This window comes from Acetoanaerobium pronyense, from assembly GCF_017874355.1.
Classification (GTDB): Bacteria; Bacillota; Clostridia; order Peptostreptococcales; family Filifactoraceae; genus Acetoanaerobium; species Acetoanaerobium pronyense.
The window spans coordinates 181984-198823 of record NZ_JAGGLI010000001.1; the positions used below are offsets into that span (position 1 = coordinate 181984).

Genomic DNA, 16840 nt, shown 5'->3' on the forward strand with positions numbered 1-16840 from the left:
TACAATACAAGGGTTTTTTGTTATAATGACTGTGTACAAAAACTGGCTTTCAGGAGGGTGTTATGAAATTTTTTAATAAAAGGACAAAACTAACGGCTTTAATATCTGCGATGATTATAGGAACATTAATGTTTTCAGGATGTACTTCAGAAGGTTCAAATAGTGAAGGCTCTGAGGAGATTATTGAGGAAAATGTTGAACAAGAGGAAGAAGAATCTTCCATGGAAGAAGTAGTTGATGGATACAAGTTTGTAAGTGCATCCAAGCTAAATGTTAGGGAAGAGGCAAGTGCAAATGCATCTATAGTAAATTCTCTTCTTAGAGGAACTAGAATAAAAATATTAAATGAAGTAAATGATGAAGAAAATAATTTATGGTATGAGGTAAATTATCATACTTTTGAAGGTGAAGAAACTGGATTTTTATCTGCTGAATTTACTGTAGACAAAAGAGAAGATCTTTTAGGTGAAGATTTAAGAGGACTTGATTTTTCACCTTTTCATAAGGTTGAATATGAAAGCAATCCAAAGGTTGAAGTAAAAGGTGTTTATGTTACAATCCATAGTGCTGCAGGAGCGAAGCTAAATAGTCTTTTAGAACTTGCCGATGAGACAGAGATAAATGCATTTGTAATAGACGTAAAGGACGATTATGGCAATATGCTTTTCAAAACAGATGCTGCAGAAAAATACGCACCAACTGCAAATCAAAAAGCACCTATCAAAGATATAGAAGAATTTTTAAAGAAATTAAATGATAGAGGAATATATACTATAGCAAGGATAGTATCTTTTAAAGATCCTACCTATGCAAGCTATAATCCTGAGAAAGTAATAATAAATAAAGAGACAGGAAAGCCATTTGTAAATAGTGATAATATACTTTGGGTCTCTCCTCATGATAGAGACCTTTGGGATTATAATATAGGAGTCTCAGTTGAAGCTGCAAAGGCAGGATTCAATGAAATCCAGTTTGATTATGTAAGGTTTCCAGCATCAAATGGTGGTAAGCTAGATGCCATACTGGATTACAGAAATGAACTAGGAGAAGGAAAACCAGAAACTATCCAAAACTACCTGAAAAAGGCTTATGAAGCTATATCAAAAGAAGAAGCCTACGTATCAGCAGACATATATGGACTGGTTCCAAGTGTTCCGGATGATATGCAACTAGGTCAGTACTGGGAGGCTATAAGTAATTATACAGATTACATCTCGCCTATGATGTACCCAAGCCACTATGCAAATGGAACATATGGAATACCTGTTCCTGACGCAGATCCATATGGAGTTTTGTTTTATGGTTCAAGAGATTCTGTGATGAGAAATAGAAATCTTGAAACCCCTGCAACAATAAGACCTTGGATACAGAGTTTTACAGCTGCATGGGTTCCGGGCTATATAAGTTATGGACCAGATCAGATAAAAGCTCAGATTAAGGGTATGAATGATGCAGGAGTAAGTCAATATCTTCTATGGAGCGCAAGCAATAACTACAATATAAAATAGCATTTTTTATTTTATCTTATGATTACAAATTGAATAAGGAGGCTATTAGATATTGAAAAACTCTAATAGCCTCCTTTGTATCGGTTAATGACATCTATCGAAGAAGTCCTAAACAAGAAATTTTTATAACAAGAGGAGAAAAAGATGACCGAATCAATAATAAAACTTAAAGGAATTAGAAAAGTCTTTGATGGCAAAGAAGCTTTAAAGGATATAAATTTATATATCAAAGAAAAGGAATTTGTAACATTTTTAGGTCCAAGCGGCTGTGGAAAGACTACAACCCTTAGGATAATTGGAGGTTTTGAAAACTCAACAGATGGAGAGCTTTATTTTGAAGATAAGGAAATAAGTAAAGTTCCACCTCATCAAAGACAAATAAACACAGTTTTTCAAAAATACGCTTTATTTCCTCATCTAGATGTATATGAAAATATAGCCTTTGGACTAAGAATTAAAAAAACCCCTAAAGAAGCAATAGAGCCTAAAATAAAAAAAATGCTTAAGCTTGTAAATCTTGAAGGATTTGAAAAAAGAAGTGTAAACTCTTTGTCAGGAGGTCAACAGCAAAGGATAGCAATTGCCAGAGCTCTTGTAAATGAACCTAAGGTTCTTCTTCTTGATGAGCCACTTGGGGCTCTTGATTTAAAGCTTAGAAAAGAGATGCAATATGAACTTAAAACTATGCAGCAGGAGCTTGGTATTACCTTTATTTATGTAACCCATGATCAGGAAGAAGCTCTTACAATGTCTGATAGGATTGTAGTAATGAGCGAAGGGGAAATTCAGCAGATAGGGACTCCAGAGGATATATATAATGAGCCTGTAAACAGATTTGTAGCTGATTTTATAGGTGAGAGTAATATAATCCAAGGAGTTATGGAAAAGGATTTTAGAGTAATATTGAACGGAGAGCCTTTTGAATGTCTTGATAAAGGATTTTCTCATATGGAAGAAGTGGACGTGGTAATAAGACCTGAGGACATACTTATTACAAAGCCAGAGGGCTCTAAAATCACAGGGGAAGTAACAGATGTGGTTTTTAAAGGAGTTCACTATGAAATAATAGTGGTAGATAGTAAAACTCAAAAAGAATGGATGATTCATACTATAAATCACTCTGACGTTGGAGCAATTGTAGGGCTTGATTTTGTTCCAGAGGCTCTTCATATAATGAAAAGGGGGGAATAGTATGAATAAAAAAAGCTTTCTTGCCACCCCTTATGCACTTTGGATATTGCTTTTTACTGTTGTCCCTATATTTATAATTTTAATTTATTCCTTTACAGAAAGAGATCCATTTGGTGGAATGACCTTAAAATTTACTATTGAAAATTATAGGATGTTCTTTGAACCAATTTATCTAAATGTATTATGGCGTTCGATTAAATTATCAGTATATAGTACTATTGCATGTCTTTTAATCGGTTACCCAATGGCATATATAATTTCAAAGGCAAAACTAAAAAGAAGAAACTTAATGGTCATGCTTTTTATTCTTCCTTTATGGACGAACTTTCTTTTAAGAACCTATGCATGGATGGTAATTCTTAGAGATCAAGGTCCTATCAATGAACTATTATTACGATTTGGACTTATAGATGAGCCAATTAGGATGCTTTATACCAATGGAGCCGTTATAATGGGGATGGTTTATAACTTTCTGCCATTCATGGTTCTGCCGATATACTCGGTATTGTCGAAAATGGACTATAGTCTTATTGAAGCTGCAAAGGATTTAGGAGCAGATACAAAAGGAGTATTTACAAAAGTGATTTTTCCTTTAAGTTTTCCAGGTGTAGCATCTGGTATACTTATGGTATTCATGCCAGCTATATCTACATTTGTAATATCAGATTTGCTCGGAGGTGGTCAAACTATACTTCTTGGAAATCTTATTCAAAATCAATTTATGATGGCTAGAAACTGGCAATTTGGGTCGGCTATATCTATGATAATGATGGTAATGATAATAATTTCAATGGGATATCTTGGAAAACATGGATCAAAAGAGGGGAGGACTGGACTTTGGTAAAAAAGCACATTGCAAGAGGATATGCCTTTTTAGTTTATCTTTTTCTATACCTTCCTATTTTTCTTATGATATTATATTCATTCAATGATTCACGCTATGGTGGAAACTGGAGTGGATTTACATTAAAATGGTATAGTGACCTTCTTAGAGACAGGAGTATTATGGAGTCTCTGTACACAACTTTAATAGTAGCTGTAACTGCTTCCGTTGTTTCGACAATAATTGGAACTATATCTGCTGTTGCAATTCATAATATGAAACCAAAGGGAAAGGCCTTAATGAGTAGCCTTAGCTATATACCGATGGTAAATCCGGATATAGTAATAGGTATTTCACTTTTATCTCTTTTCGTTTTATTTAATATGAAACTGGGATATATAACCCTTATACTTGCTCATATAACCTTCAATATACCGTATGTGATATTTGCAGTACTGCCAAAGCTACAACAACTAAACCCAAATATAGAGGAAGCTGCAATGGATCTTGGGGCTACACCTTTTCAAGCTTTTTTCAAGGTTGTTCTTCCTGAACTAATGCCTGGAATAGTAACTGGAGCCCTTCTTGCATTTACTTTATCTATAGACGATTTTATAGTAAGTTTTTTTACAACAGGTTCAGGAGTAAGCACCTTATCAATTAGGATTTATTCTATGACAAAACGGGGCGTAAGCCCAATGATTAATGCACTTTCTTCAATACTCTTTGTCTCTGTACTTGTTTTAATGCTTGTACTTCAGCTTAGAGACAATAAAAAAGAAGAAATAAATTAAAAAATAGGGAGGTAGAAATGAAAAAAATAATACTTGCAATAATTCCACTTATGCTGATGTTCGCTTTTACAGGATGTAATAACGCAGCTACTACGACACTAAATATCTACAACTGGGGAGATTATATAGACCCTGATGTTATAAGAGACTTTGAAGAGGAATACTCCATTAGAATAAACTATGAAGAGTTTGCAACAAACGAAGAGATGCTTGCAAAGATTCAAGCTGGAGGAACTGCTTATGATGTAATATTTCCATCGGAGTACATGGTAGAAAGCATGATTCAAAGAGGACTTCTTGAAGAGCTCAACTTCGAGAATCTTTCAAACTATGAAAATATAGGAAATGAGTTTAAGGGACTTTCTTATGACCCTGATAATAAATACTCGGTTCCTTATCTATGGGGTACTCTAGGAATAGTATATAATACTAAAAAAGTAGATGATGTAGTTGATTCTTGGGATATACTTTGGGATGAAAAATATAGTGGTCAGATTATAATGCTGGACTCTCCAAGAGATACGATAGGAATCACTCTAATCAAGCTTGGATACTCCCTTAATACAACAAATCCAAATGAACTTGAAGAAGCAAAACAGGAGCTAATGCGTCAAAAACCTCTTGTAAGATCCTATGAAGTAGATACCTATAAGGGACAGATGATAGCTGGAGAGGCTGCCATGGCTCTTGCTTGGTCTGGAGATGCTATGCTACTAATGGATGAAAACGAAGACCTTGAATATTCTATTCCAAATGAAGGAACAAATCTTTGGTTTGATACTATGGCTGTACCTACAACATCTCAGAATAAAGAAGAAGCTGAGCTTTTTATAAATTTTATGATGAGACCTGAAATTGCGGCTAGAAATACAGAATATATAATGTACTCTACTCCAAATGTAGGTGCTCTTGAATATCTTCCTGATGAAATTGTTGAAAATGAATTTTTATACCCAAAAGGAAATATAAAAGCCCTTGGAGAAGTGTTTAAAGATCTTGGAGAGTTTACTACGGAATATGATAGAGTGTGGACTGAAATAAAAGCTTATTAAATTAAAAAACTCCTTTTTTAAAAGGAGTTTTTTAATTTAAATAAAGAGTTTGCTTATAAAAAACTTTTAATTTTATTAAAAGAAAAATATTATTGAAAATATTTTCCAAAAAAACACATCAATAAAACATTATTTTTAATGAAAACTTAAAAATAAAATCCTTTAAGTTTAGGAAAAAACATAGTAAAATAAGATATGTAAAAAAAATTTACCACTATTGAATTATACTTAAGAAATATTAATTTCCTAACTAAAAATAAAAGTATAGTAAATAAGACTCATTTTCTTGATTAAGTATTTCAGAATGATTACAATCATAGTAGAATGTAATGGTTAAAGCTATTTTACCAGATTGATTAGGATATTTATTAATAAAAATCATAAGAGGAGGGAGCGAAATGAATTTTAATAATATTCGAAATATGCATACTGCACTTAATGCTTATTCCTTAAGAAACGAATCAATAAATAATAATCTAGCAAATGTTAATACCCCAAATTACAAAAGAGAAGTTGTGAGATTCGAAGAATTCTTAAAGGATTCAAGGGGAAAGTATATAAATGGCTACAAGACTCATGAGAAACACATAGATATTCCGAATATAGGAAGTAGTAAGGCTCCTTATGTTGATAAGGATAGAAGCTTCAGTACGAGGATTGATGGAAATAATGTAAATGCTGACCTTGAAATGGCAGATCTTGTAAAAAACTCTGTTAATTATAACGCTGTGACTCAGCAAATATCAAATAGATTTAGAGGTCTAAAGACTGCTATAACAGGAGGTAATAGATAATGTCGATTTTTTCAAGTATAAATATAAGTTCATCAGCCCTTACTGCTGAAAGAACAAGAATGGACGTTATAGCAAAGAACCTTGCAAATGCCAATACCACTAGAACTCAAAGTGGAGACCCTTATAGACGTCAGGTTACCATTTTTCAGGCTGCCAAAGAACAGAAATCATTCAAGAGCATCCTTTCTTCAAAAACAGGTGAAAATAAAGCTTCATCGAAAGGTGTAGAGATAGTTGGAATAGTAGGGGACAAAACTCCTTTTAGACAAATTTATGATCCGGGACATCCAGATGCAGACGATAAGGGATATGTTACTATGAGCAATGTGGACACTATAACAGAAATGGTAGATATGATAAGTGCAACTCGCTCTTACGAGGCTAATGCTACTGCTCTTACTACCTCTAAAAATATGCTTTTAAAAGCTTTAGAGATTGGAAAATAAGATTTTGAAAGGAATGAAGATTAGATGGATATAAGAGTGGGGGGAATCTCCTATAGGGATATGGGCTTTTCAACAGACAAATCTATTGAAAAACCAGAAATCCCTTTTTCAGATTTTTTAAAAGAATCTGTATATAAGGTGAGTGATAGTCAAATGAATGTGCAAAAACTTAATGAAATGCTTGTTTCAGGTGAGCTGGAAAACCTTCACGACCTTACTATAGCTTCAGAAATATCAAGTGTGAATTTTCAAGCGTTAGTAGAGGTGAAAAATAAAGTTTTAGAAGCATACAAAGAAATCATGCGAATACAAGTATAGAGGCTGAAAGAGGTGCACTATATTGGATTTATTTAACAATTTTAAAGAGAAGGCCTCTGAGTATTCAGGGAAATATTCAAATAAGCAAAAAATATCACTAGGGATAGCGGCTTTGGCCTTAGTTGCAATTACAACCTCATTGATAATTTATTTTACTCGTCCTGAATATGTTACTTTATATAGAGATTTAGACCTTAAAACAGCTTCTGATGTAACTAAAAATCTTGATGATTTAAGGATACCATATAATCTCAATGGAGACGGTTCTATAAGCGTTCCATCTCAGTACATAAATAGAGCAAAACTTGATTTGGCAGCTGCCGGGCTCCCGAATGCAACTTTTGATTATAGTGAACTTATAAATAGAAATACCATGTTTATGAGTGATGATGAAAAAAATCAGGCAAGGACCTATGCTCTTCAAAATGAAATAGCAAATGTAATCAAGGAAATACCTGGGGTAGATAATGCTTTTGTAAACCTTTCTATTCCGAGATCTCAAGAATTTATACTTCAAGAGAACAGGCAAGAATCAAAAGCGAGTATATTTTTAAGTATAAATGAAAATGCAAATATAAATCCTGAGAGTATTAAAGGAATAGCTATGCTTGTAGCTAACTCTGTAGAAGGACTAACTCCTCAGAATGTTACTGTTCATGGCCCTTCAGGTCAGATTTTAAATCATGACAACGGAGCTGAAAACTCTAACTTTGAATCAAGTACTAATCTTGAGCTTCAAAGCAAAGTAAAAACAGACATAGAGCAAAGCCTAAACAACTTCCTTAATCCAATATATGGATATGGTAACGTATCTGTTATGGCTAGTGTAAAACTCAACTTCGACTCAGATGTAACGCAAAGTAGGACGTTTGCTCCGCCAATTGAAGGAGAAACTGAGGGACTTGTAAGAAGTCTTCAGGAAAATATTGAAACAGTAGAAAATGAGCAGGGAGCAATTGGTGCCCCAGGGGTAGATGCAAATGAAGGTGAAGATGAAGTAGTAAATTTCGCCACACTTGACCCAAATGCTATGAATTCAAATTATGACAAGCAAGAGAGAATAATAAATTATGAGCTTAATGAAATAGTAAAAAACGTAGAAAGAGCAAAGGGTCAGATAGAGCACTTGACAGTAGCTGTAGTACTTAATCAAGATTCTTTAGAAGGTGGAGAGCTTTCAGATGAGCAAAGGACAGAAATAACTTCCCTTATTACAGCGGCAACTGGACTTGAAACTAGAGCAGTGGAGATATATGCACAGTCATTTAACCAAGATATCAGACAGGCTCTTCAAGGTCAAGAAGTTGCAGAAGGAGTTCCTATGTGGGGCTGGATAGCGTTAGGGCTTATAGCGTTAGTTCCTTTAGTTATACTTGGAGCATATGTTTTTATGAAGAGAAGAAAAGACAAAGAAGAGAAGGCGAGATTGCAGACGGAGATGGAATCTACTTCGTCTAAGATATCAAACTCAGAAATAGAACAAATCGAATTCGAAATAAAAGAATCTAGTCATAAAAAGAGTATTGAAAATCTTATAAATACAAATCCTGAAATTGTAACCCAGCTTTTAAAGACATGGTTAGATGAGGAGTAGGAGGAATAGGCTTAATGGCAACTGCAAAAAAGAAAACTGAATTATACGGAAAGCAAAAAGCGGCCATTCTTATGATAACCCTTGGACCTGAGCATTCTGCAAAGCTATTTCAGCATTTTTCAGAAGAAGAAATTGAAGAATTAACACTTGAAATTGCAAATGTAAAAAAAGTAGATCCAATGGTTAAAGAAGAGATACTTCAAGAATTTTATGAAATGTGTGTAGCTCAAGAGTATATATCAGAAGGTGGTATAGGTTATGCAAAGGATGTTTTAGAAAAGTCCCTTGGAAAAGACAAGGCCTATGAGGTCATAAATAGACTTACAGCTTCACTTCAGGTTAAACCATTTGACTTTGCAAGGAAAGCAGACGCCTCTCAGCTTGTAAACTTCATCCAAAATGAGCATCCTCAGACTATAGCTCTTATACTTTCCTACCTTGAGCCTGCAAAGTCAGGGCAGATACTATCATCCTTATCTCAAGAAAAGCAAAGTGAAGTTTCAAAGAGAATAGCTACTATGGATAGGACATATCCTGAGGTAATAAAGGAAGTAGAGCTTGTACTTGAAAAGAAACTTTCAAATGTAGTTACTCAGGATTACACAAAAGCTGGCGGAGTTGGAGCCGTTGTAGAGATACTAAACTCTGTTGATAGAGGAACTGAGAAATATATAATAGAAAATCTGGAACTTACAGATCCAGAGCTAGCAGAAGAAATTAAAAAGAGAATGTTTGTATTTGAAGATATTACAAATCTTGACTCTACTGCTATCCAAAGATTTATTAGAGAAATTGAAAATCAAGAGCTTACGGTTGCTCTTAAAGGTGCAACTCAAGAAGTATCAGACCTTATTTTCTCAAACATGTCTAAACGTATGGCCGAGATGATTAGAGAAGATATGGACTTTATGGGACCTGTAAGATTAAGAGATGTTGAAGAAGCTCAGCAAAATATAGTAAACGTAATTAGAAGACTTGAAGAAGCTGGAGAAATAGTAATATCCAGAGGTGGAGGAGATGAGATAATTGTATAGAGTAATTAAATCTCATCATGTGGATGTAGAAGAAACAGTCACAATTCCATCTTATGAAGAAGAGCTATCAGAAATAGAAGAAGATGACGATATATATGAAGAAGATATTCAGGAAGTAGCTATAGCAGAAGCTATAAAATACAAAATGAATATTGAAAAAGAAGCCTATGAGATTCTTCAAGATGCTAAAATTCAATCACAAATAATAGTTGAAGAGGCAGAAACAGCAGGTGCTACGATAAAAAAAGAAGCACAAAGGTTTTCTGAAGAGCTTAGGATTTCAAAATCCAAAGAAGGTTATGAGGAAGGGTTTCAAAAAGGTTATAAGGAAAGTATGCAGAAATATAACGATCTTATAACAAGTGCCCAACATATTTTAAATGAAGCAGAAGGATATAAAGAAAGCGTATCACTTTCCATGGAGTCAGAAATTATTCAACTTGTAATCTCTTCTGTGGAGAAGATAACCAAGAAGCTACTTGATGAAAAAGACGAAATTGTAATAAACATTATAAAACATTCACTAGAAGCAATGAATTTCAGAGACTCCTTGACATTAAAAGTATCATCTGAAGATTTTGACAGCATATCCTTTGCAAAAGACAAAATTCTAGCTATGTTTCCTGGAATCAAAAACATTGATATAAGAATAATGGATGCATATAGAAAAGGGGATTTAGAGATAGAAAGTGAATCTGGAATTGTTAATCCTTCCGTATCCTATCAAATAAAAAAGCTTAAGGAAGAATTCTCTAAAATTACATCAGATGATGAAGTGATATTATGAAGACACTTGAAAAATATAATAGTAGATTAAAAGATATATCTCTTGTACAGTACAAAGGGAGAGTTTCGAAGGTTGTAGGCCTTACCATTGAATCAAAAGGTCCAGCTGTAAGACTTGGAGAAACTTGTAATATTTATCCAGTAAAGTCAGATGACCCTATTATGGCAGAAGTTGTAGGATTTAAGGATGATGCAGTACTACTTATGCCCCTTGGTGAAATGGAAGGTATAGGACCTGGTTCGCTCGTGGTTGCAACTGGAAACACTCTTGAAGTAGAAGTTGGAGAAGATCTTTTAGGCAGGGTTCTTGATGGAATGGGAAATCCTATAGATGAACTTGGAAGTTTTGCCATAAAGACAGTATATCCTGTAAATAATCAGCCTCCAAATCCACTGATGAGGTCAAGGATACAAGAGCCTTTATCTCTTGGTGTCAAGGCTATGGATGCGATGCTAACATGTGGCATAGGTCAGAGAATAGGTATATTCGCAGGTTCTGGAGTTGGGAAATCAACACTACTAGGAATGATAGCTAGAAACACTCAAGCCGACATAAATGTGATTGCACTCATAGGAGAGAGGGGAAGAGAGGTAAAGGAGTTCATAGAAAATGATCTTCAAGAAGAAGGTCTAAAACGCTCAGTAGTAATAGTAGCTACCTCCGACCAGCCTCCACTTGTAAGGATGAAAGGAGCTCTTCTTGCCACATCTATAGCGGAATATTTCAGAGACAGAGGGAAAAATGTTATTTTAATGATGGACTCCCTCACTAGGTTCTCAATGGCTCAAAGAGAGGTAGGACTTGCGATAGGCGAGCCTCCTGTTACAAAGGGATACACTCCTTCAGTATTTGCGGTGCTTCCGAAGCTTCTAGAGAGAGCAGGAAACTCAAATGCAGGATCTATTACGGGGCTATATACAGTCCTTGTAGATGGGGACGATATGAACGAACCTATAGCTGATGCTGTAAGAGGTATATTGGATGGGCATATTGTACTTTCCAGAAGCCTAGCTAATAAAAATCATTATCCTGCAATAGATGTGCTTGCAAGTATTAGTAGGGTAATGCCTAATATTGTAGCAAAAGAACATATAGAAATAGTAGGAAGATTAAAGGATTTAATGTCCACCTATAGAGACTCTGAAGACTTAATAAATATTGGTGCTTACGTAAAAGGAACAAATAAAAAAGTTGATGAAGCTATAGATAAAATAGATCAAATTAATGATTTTTTAAAGCAGGGAATGTACGACAAGTATTCTTTTGAAGATATTCAAGAAATGCTTTTTGAGATTTTAGAATAATGAGGGATTAGTATGAATTATAAATTCAGATTTCAAAAAATACTTGATTTAAAAGAGAAGCAAGAAGATGAAAAAAAGAATCAGATATCAAAGCTTCTCAAAGAAATAAATGAAAAAAAAGAAGAAATAGAAAAGGTAGATAAAGATATAAAAAATAAAGAACACGAGCTTAAGGATAAAAGAAAGATTGGTTCTACAATAATGGATATAAGGACGTCGAATCAATATCTAATTTTTTTAAAGGGAAAAAAATTAAAGCTTGAATTTGAATTAAGTGCATTAAATACTAATATAGAAAAAAAAAGAGCAGAATATCTTGAAATTAGAAAAGACAAAAAATCATATGAAAACTTAAAAGAGAAAGATTTAGAAAAATTCAAATATAAGATAAATAAGCAAGAAGAACAGCTTATAGATCAGATAGTAAGCTTTAATAAAAATAGGTCTACGTAGGAGGCAGAAATGGTCAATGATGAACTGTTAAATCCCAATGACATAGAAGAGAGTTCAAGGTTTGGAGCTATAAAAACAGCGCTTCTAGTTGTGCTGGGACTGCTTCTCATTGGATTAATAGCAACTGGCATACTTTACTTTACAAATGAAGATGTAAAAAGCTTTGTTAATAATGCAGCTGCTAAAGTTGGGATATCGACCTCTGAAAAATCAGAGGTGGAGTCTGATACTAGAGTAAAAGAACTTGCAAGTTTTTATCTTGCTATGGACGAACAAAGAGCATCAGAACGGCTTTACTCTCTAAAGCAAGAAGATTCTAAGCTATATGAAAGAATATTATCCTCTATGATGGCTGAAAATTCTGCTAAGGCTGCAAGAATTAGAGATAATATAAGTCTAAGTGAAATGGAGCAGGATGTATTAAAACGAGAATATGAGCTTATGATTAGTGAACAGGATCAAGATCTTAGAACAATGGCTTCACATTATAAGAGTCTTGGAATAAAAGGGGCTACACTTGCTATAGAACGAGAGTTATCAGCAACTATGGATTTTAAAACTGTGGCTATAACCCTTGAAAGAATAGATGCCCCTACTACAGCGAAAATACTATATCACATGAATACAGCTTATTCCACTGAAATAGAATATAACTTTGGGGCAGATTACAGCAAGGCGGTTTCCAAAGAAATAGATAAATATATAGAACAACGAAGACAAAGCGAATCATTAGCTTCTATCTATGAAGAGATGAAACCAGATTTAGCAGCAGTAGAGCTACAAAATCAGCAAAACTTCAACTTAGATAAAGCAGGTCTTATTTTTTCAAGAATGAATTATATGGCAGCTGCCCAAATACTATCTCATTTTGAAGATGAATCCTATGTATCTAAAGTAGTTGAAAAAATAAAAGAGCTTGAGGACCTTGACATAATATTTGAAGGAAGCTTTTCGAAAGCTGTTTCAGAATCTGTAAAAGTTTTAAAACAGTATGACGAGGATGTAACTACCCTTGCAACATCATATACTAGGATGGCACCAGCTGACCTTGCAGACATAATAGATAACCTTACAGAAAATCCTTCAGCATTTAAAGAATATCAAATAGACGATGCTAGAGTATTTAGAATAACAGAAAAAGAGATGACAATCGAAGTTTTAAAAAGAATGAGGCCAGTTCTTGTAGGTCAAGTACTTTCAGAACTTAGAAATACAGACAAAGTAGAAAAAGCTGCACTTCTTAGTAGAGAGATAGGTATACCAGAGCCGTAAAAAAGGAGGTCAAGGGATTGAGTAAAATAGAAAACTTAAATTTATCAGCCTTGTTAAGTCAAAATATCAATCATAATAAAAATGCTAAACATGATAGTGGGTTTAAAGATATATTCTCAAGAGCTTCAGACAAAGCTCCTGATAGAACTTTATCAAATCCGAAAAGAGAAATAGAAACAAAAAATTCAGAACCTGAAAGAAAAACCCTAGAAAAAAGTCCTTCGAATGACAATCAAAATACTAAAACTGTAAAAGAAGAACAAAAAGATGTAGTTAAAGGAAATGAAAATAAAGAGCAAACTATAAAGGAAGATGAAGCTTCAGAAAAAACTGATAATAAGACAGAAGTAAAAGAAACTATTTCAAATGAAAAGGTAGAACCTGAAGATATAAACCAAGACAAAGATATAGATATTGATTCAAATCTTCTTGAAACTATTGCTGCAATTTTAAAAAGTTTGAATTCTGATATAGAGCCTATAAATCAGATGGAAAACGAAAAAATAAATCAAATAGTTCAAGAAATAAAAAATGTTTTAGAAAACAATAAAGAACTTCTAAGCCAAATTGCAAAAGAGGATATTAATCCCGATAAGATTCTGAAAATGCTATCAGAGGCAGGTATTGATATTAATAAGCTGATTCAAAATATCCAAGGATCAGAAAAAAATATTTTACCAAAAGCATTAAGTGAAGGGTCAATAAAAATTCCAAAGGAGAAAATTGAGTCTAAGGGAGAACATCTTAATGTCAGGAAAGAACTTACTTTAGGAAATGATTTAAAGGCTCAGATTTTATCATTAAAAGTGGAAAGCCTACCACAAGAAAAAATGATGCTCTCTGATGAATTTTCTGAAGACATGATGGAGTTTGGATTTATAAATAATGACTCAGACGATACTTTAAATATAAGTGATATCAAATTCTCATCATTAGGACTTAAATCCACAGACTCTATAGGAAATACAGGGATTAAGGATGCAAGACCAATACAGATCATTAACAAAATTGCTCAGGAAATCAAATCAATTATTGGAAAAGATAAATCAGAAATAAATATAAAGCTTGAACCAGAAAGCCTAGGAAAATTAAGTGTAAAAATATCTTCTGAAAATGGAGTGTTCAATGCATCCTTTTATGCAGAAAACGATAAAGCAAAAACCATGATTGAAAGTAATATAGCAAGTTTAAAGAAAACACTTGAAGAACAAGGCATACAAATTAACGAACTCAGCGTATTTGTAGGAAGCAATCCCGATGACTTAAATAGACATAAAAGCATTATGGAAGCTCAAAAATATAGCAAGTTAAAAAATGATGGCTCTATAGGGATAGAAAATGAAATAGAAGATTTAATGGCCCCTCTAAATCCATATATGATAGATGATATGTTTAGTGATTTGATATAGGAGGAAAAAATGAGTACAGTAAACAATACCATAAGACAGACTATGCTAGAAGATTTAAATAAACCAAAGACAGTAAACAAAAATGGTGATTTGGGAAAAGATGCATTTCTTCAGCTTCTTGTAACTCAGCTCCAAAACCAAGACCCACTTGAACCAGTAGATGACAAAGAGTTTATTAGCCAAATGGCTCAATTTTCATCACTAGAGCAAATGCAAAACCTAAACGCAAGTTTTAAAGATATGCAAAGTGTATTTGAAGAGAGTCAAAAAGGTCTATTTGAAACAATAAAAATGTTCAATAATAATTACGTAGAAGCCCACAAAGAGCTTATGGGAAAAATAGATGAACTTTCAAGCACAATTAAAGAACTTGCTAAGGCTGAATAATTAAGTTTGATTGATAATTTAGAGGAGGAATTGCATTATGATGCGTTCAATGAATTCGGCGGTTTCATCACTTAGAAATCATCAGCTGAGAATGGATGTAATAGGAAATAATATTGCCAATGTTAATACAATAGGATTTAAGACAGGTAGAGTAACATTTAAGGATTCACTTAGCCAAAACTTAAGAGGAGCAAGTGGACCAAGCGAAGAGCGTGGAGGAACAAATCCTCAGCAGGTTGGACTTGGTATGGACCTTTCATCAATGGATACAATATTTACTCAAGGAGTTCCTGACAGAACAGATAGAGCTCTAGATGTAATGATAAACGGAGACGGATTCTTTATGGTATCTGGAGATGGAAGTACTGATGGAGTGTTTTATACAAGAGCTGGAAACTTTGATATAGACTACGAAGGAAATCTAGTATCCTCAGATGGGCTTCGAGTAATAGGATATCAAGCAGATGAGGATGGAAATATAACTACATCTCTTGGGGGAATCAAGGTACCACTTGCAGATACATTTGATCCAAAGGATACACAAAATGTAACTATGCAGGGGAATTTAAATAGTAAAGCCAAAGTTACTACTTCTTATGATACTCCTCCAGATGCATTAGTAGGAGATGGAACAAATGCAGGCGTCTTTCAACCTCAAGGGGATAAATATGTCGTAAATCCTGCATATGCAGATTCTGTAGGAAGAGAAACAGATATTACAGTAATAGATACTATGGGTGGAAGCCATACTATTAAATTAGCTTTTGTAAAAACAGCAACTACAGCTCCGCCAGCGGCTCCAGCGGCTACATGGACAGTGCTAGCATTTGCTATAAATGATGATGGAAGTATGGCTCCAGCTCAAGCAGGTGGATTTCCAGTGCCACCGGCAGCAGCAGACGGTGAATTAGGCAATATAATCTTTGGACCAGATGGAAAATTAAATCCACCGGGACAAACAATACCTACATTGACGTTGACACCTTCAAATGGAGCAGATGAAGTTGAGTTTGACATAGATATTAATGCTCTTACCCAATTCGAAAGTCAATCTACAGTATTTATGGCTTCTCAAGATGGATATCCTCTAGGTATCCTTACAGGATACGCTATAGGGGCAGATGGTACTGTACAGGGTATATTCTCAAATGGAAAAGACAAAACTCTTGGACAGATTGCAACAGCTGTATTTTCAAATCCAGGTGGACTACTAAAGCAAGGAAGTAATCTTTATGGGGGAACAGTAAACTCTGGAGATGCTCAGATAAATAAGCCAGGTTCTGGGGCAAATGCACTTCTTCAACCAGGAGCTCTTGAGATGTCAAATGTAGATTTAGGAAAAGAGTTTACAAACATGATTGTAACTCAAAGAGGATTCCAGGCCAACTCAAGAATCATATCAGTTACAGACCAGATGTTAGAAGAGCTAGTTAATCTTAAAAGATAGATGATGGGGGGCCTTTATGATAAAATTGTCTAGGCTAAATGGAGAGGTTTTTATTTTAAATGCAAATCTAATAGAAACAATAGAAGCTAATCCTGATACAGTAGTTTCTCTAACCACAGGGCATAAGCATGTGGTTAGAGAGCCTATAGATGAAGTAATAGAAAAAGTCATAAGATATAACGCTGAGATACAAGCAGTGACAAAAGTAATTAAAAGAGAGGTGTAGA

The 16840-nt window shown here is 34.2% G+C and carries 18 protein-coding genes; all 18 read left to right on the forward strand.

The genetic code is table 11. The annotated features are described in order from the left end of the window. Positions 1-62: 62 nt before the first annotated feature. The 18 genes from J2Z35_RS00875 to J2Z35_RS00960 all read left to right on the forward strand — a co-directional run bounded on the left by J2Z35_RS00875 (position 63) and on the right by J2Z35_RS00960 (position 16839). On the forward strand, positions 63-1508 hold the full coding sequence (locus tag J2Z35_RS00875) for a putative glycoside hydrolase (RefSeq protein WP_209658375.1): 1446 nt from the start codon (positions 63-65) through the stop codon (positions 1506-1508). Positions 1509-1652: 144 nt separating this feature from the next. Further along, positions 1653-2699, forward strand: coding sequence for a spermidine/putrescine ABC transporter ATP-binding protein (gene potA, locus J2Z35_RS00880; RefSeq protein WP_209658377.1), 1047 nt, complete (start codon positions 1653-1655; stop codon positions 2697-2699). A gap of 1 nt (position 2700) precedes the next feature. After that, on the forward strand, positions 2701-3543 hold the full coding sequence (locus tag J2Z35_RS00885; RefSeq protein WP_209658379.1) for an ABC transporter permease: 843 nt from the start codon (positions 2701-2703) through the stop codon (positions 3541-3543). 65 nt (positions 3544-3608) lie between these two features. Next, positions 3609-4316, forward strand: coding sequence for an ABC transporter permease (locus J2Z35_RS00890; protein WP_209658539.1), 708 nt, complete (start codon positions 3609-3611; stop codon positions 4314-4316). Positions 4317-4333: 17 nt separating this feature from the next. Beyond that, positions 4334-5368, forward strand: coding sequence for an ABC transporter substrate-binding protein (locus tag J2Z35_RS00895; RefSeq protein WP_209658381.1), 1035 nt, complete (start codon positions 4334-4336; stop codon positions 5366-5368). Positions 5369-5766: 398 nt separating this feature from the next. After that, on the forward strand, positions 5767-6162 hold the full coding sequence (gene flgB, locus J2Z35_RS00900; RefSeq protein ID WP_209658383.1) for a flagellar basal body rod protein FlgB: 396 nt from the start codon (positions 5767-5769) through the stop codon (positions 6160-6162). Further along, a complete protein-coding gene (flgC, locus tag J2Z35_RS00905) occupies positions 6162-6608 on the forward strand; it encodes a flagellar basal body rod protein FlgC (RefSeq protein ID WP_209658385.1) in 447 nt (148 codons plus the stop codon). The genes flgB and flgC overlap by 1 nt, the downstream gene beginning before the upstream one ends. A 24-nt stretch (positions 6609-6632) precedes the next feature. Continuing rightward, the gene (fliE, locus tag J2Z35_RS00910) at positions 6633-6926 is read left to right on the forward strand and encodes a flagellar hook-basal body complex protein FliE (RefSeq protein ID WP_209658387.1); all 294 of its coding nucleotides are present in this window, start codon (positions 6633-6635) and stop codon (positions 6924-6926) included. Positions 6927-6948: 22 nt separating this feature from the next. Next, on the forward strand, positions 6949-8520 hold the full coding sequence (fliF, locus tag J2Z35_RS00915; RefSeq protein ID WP_209658389.1) for a flagellar basal-body MS-ring/collar protein FliF: 1572 nt from the start codon (positions 6949-6951) through the stop codon (positions 8518-8520). A 14-nt stretch (positions 8521-8534) separates the two neighbouring features. Then, complete coding sequence (fliG, locus tag J2Z35_RS00920; RefSeq protein ID WP_209658391.1) at positions 8535-9554, forward strand: flagellar motor switch protein FliG; 1020 nt, start codon at positions 8535-8537, stop codon at positions 9552-9554. Continuing rightward, the gene (locus J2Z35_RS00925) at positions 9547-10341 is read left to right on the forward strand and encodes a FliH/SctL family protein (RefSeq protein ID WP_209658393.1); all 795 of its coding nucleotides are present in this window, start codon (positions 9547-9549) and stop codon (positions 10339-10341) included. Before fliG ends, J2Z35_RS00925 begins: the two co-directional genes overlap by 8 nt. Next, positions 10338-11645, forward strand: a complete 1308-nt coding sequence (gene fliI / locus J2Z35_RS00930; RefSeq protein WP_209658395.1) for a flagellar protein export ATPase FliI — start codon at positions 10338-10340, stop codon at positions 11643-11645. Before J2Z35_RS00925 ends, fliI begins: the two co-directional genes overlap by 4 nt. Before the next feature lie 12 nt (positions 11646-11657). Further along, positions 11658-12098, forward strand: coding sequence for a flagellar export protein FliJ (fliJ, locus tag J2Z35_RS00935; RefSeq protein WP_209658397.1), 441 nt, complete (start codon positions 11658-11660; stop codon positions 12096-12098). Between the two features lie 9 nt (positions 12099-12107). Further along, a complete protein-coding gene (locus J2Z35_RS00940; protein WP_209658399.1) occupies positions 12108-13370 on the forward strand; it encodes a hypothetical protein in 1263 nt (420 codons plus the stop codon). A 17-nt stretch (positions 13371-13387) separates the two neighbouring features. Then, positions 13388-14779 (forward strand): flagellar hook-length control protein FliK, encoded by a 1392-nt coding sequence (locus J2Z35_RS00945; RefSeq protein WP_209658401.1) that lies wholly within the window; start codon positions 13388-13390, stop codon positions 14777-14779. Positions 14780-14788: 9 nt separating this feature from the next. Next, positions 14789-15166: a flagellar hook assembly protein FlgD gene (locus J2Z35_RS00950; protein WP_245330690.1), complete on the forward strand. Its 378-nt coding sequence runs from the start codon at positions 14789-14791 to the stop codon at positions 15164-15166. Positions 15167-15203: 37 nt separating this feature from the next. Further along, complete coding sequence (locus tag J2Z35_RS00955) at positions 15204-16613, forward strand: flagellar hook protein FlgE (protein WP_209658403.1); 1410 nt, start codon at positions 15204-15206, stop codon at positions 16611-16613. Between the two features lie 16 nt (positions 16614-16629). Next, positions 16630-16839, forward strand: a complete 210-nt coding sequence (locus J2Z35_RS00960) for a flagellar FlbD family protein (protein ID WP_209658404.1) — start codon at positions 16630-16632, stop codon at positions 16837-16839. Position 16840: the final 1 nt, after the last annotated feature.

Excerpts from the sequence above, each read along its gene's own strand:
- J2Z35_RS00875 (WP_209658375.1), top strand. The coding sequence starts at position 63 with ATGAAATTTTTTAATAAAAGGACAAAACTAACGGCTTTAATATCTGCG.
- potA (WP_209658377.1), top strand. The coding sequence starts at position 1,653 with ATGACCGAATCAATAATAAAACTTAAAGGAATTAGAAAAGTCTTTGAT.
- J2Z35_RS00885 (WP_209658379.1), top strand. The coding sequence starts at position 2,701 with ATGAATAAAAAAAGCTTTCTTGCCACCCCTTATGCACTTTGGATATTG.
- J2Z35_RS00890 (WP_209658539.1), top strand. The coding sequence starts at position 3,609 with ATGATATTATATTCATTCAATGATTCACGCTATGGTGGAAACTGGAGT.
- J2Z35_RS00895 (WP_209658381.1), top strand. The coding sequence starts at position 4,334 with ATGAAAAAAATAATACTTGCAATAATTCCACTTATGCTGATGTTCGCT.
- flgB (WP_209658383.1), top strand. The coding sequence starts at position 5,767 with ATGAATTTTAATAATATTCGAAATATGCATACTGCACTTAATGCTTAT.
- flgC (WP_209658385.1), top strand. The coding sequence starts at position 6,162 with ATGTCGATTTTTTCAAGTATAAATATAAGTTCATCAGCCCTTACTGCT.
- fliE (WP_209658387.1), top strand. The coding sequence starts at position 6,633 with ATGGATATAAGAGTGGGGGGAATCTCCTATAGGGATATGGGCTTTTCA.
- fliG (WP_209658391.1), top strand. The coding sequence starts at position 8,535 with ATGGCAACTGCAAAAAAGAAAACTGAATTATACGGAAAGCAAAAAGCG.
- fliI (WP_209658395.1), top strand. The coding sequence starts at position 10,338 with ATGAAGACACTTGAAAAATATAATAGTAGATTAAAAGATATATCTCTT.
- fliJ (WP_209658397.1), top strand. The coding sequence starts at position 11,658 with ATGAATTATAAATTCAGATTTCAAAAAATACTTGATTTAAAAGAGAAG.
- J2Z35_RS00940 (WP_209658399.1), top strand. The coding sequence starts at position 12,108 with ATGGTCAATGATGAACTGTTAAATCCCAATGACATAGAAGAGAGTTCA.
- J2Z35_RS00950 (WP_245330690.1), top strand. The coding sequence starts at position 14,789 with ATGAGTACAGTAAACAATACCATAAGACAGACTATGCTAGAAGATTTA.
- J2Z35_RS00955 (WP_209658403.1), top strand. The coding sequence starts at position 15,204 with ATGATGCGTTCAATGAATTCGGCGGTTTCATCACTTAGAAATCATCAG.
- J2Z35_RS00960 (WP_209658404.1), top strand. The coding sequence starts at position 16,630 with ATGATAAAATTGTCTAGGCTAAATGGAGAGGTTTTTATTTTAAATGCA.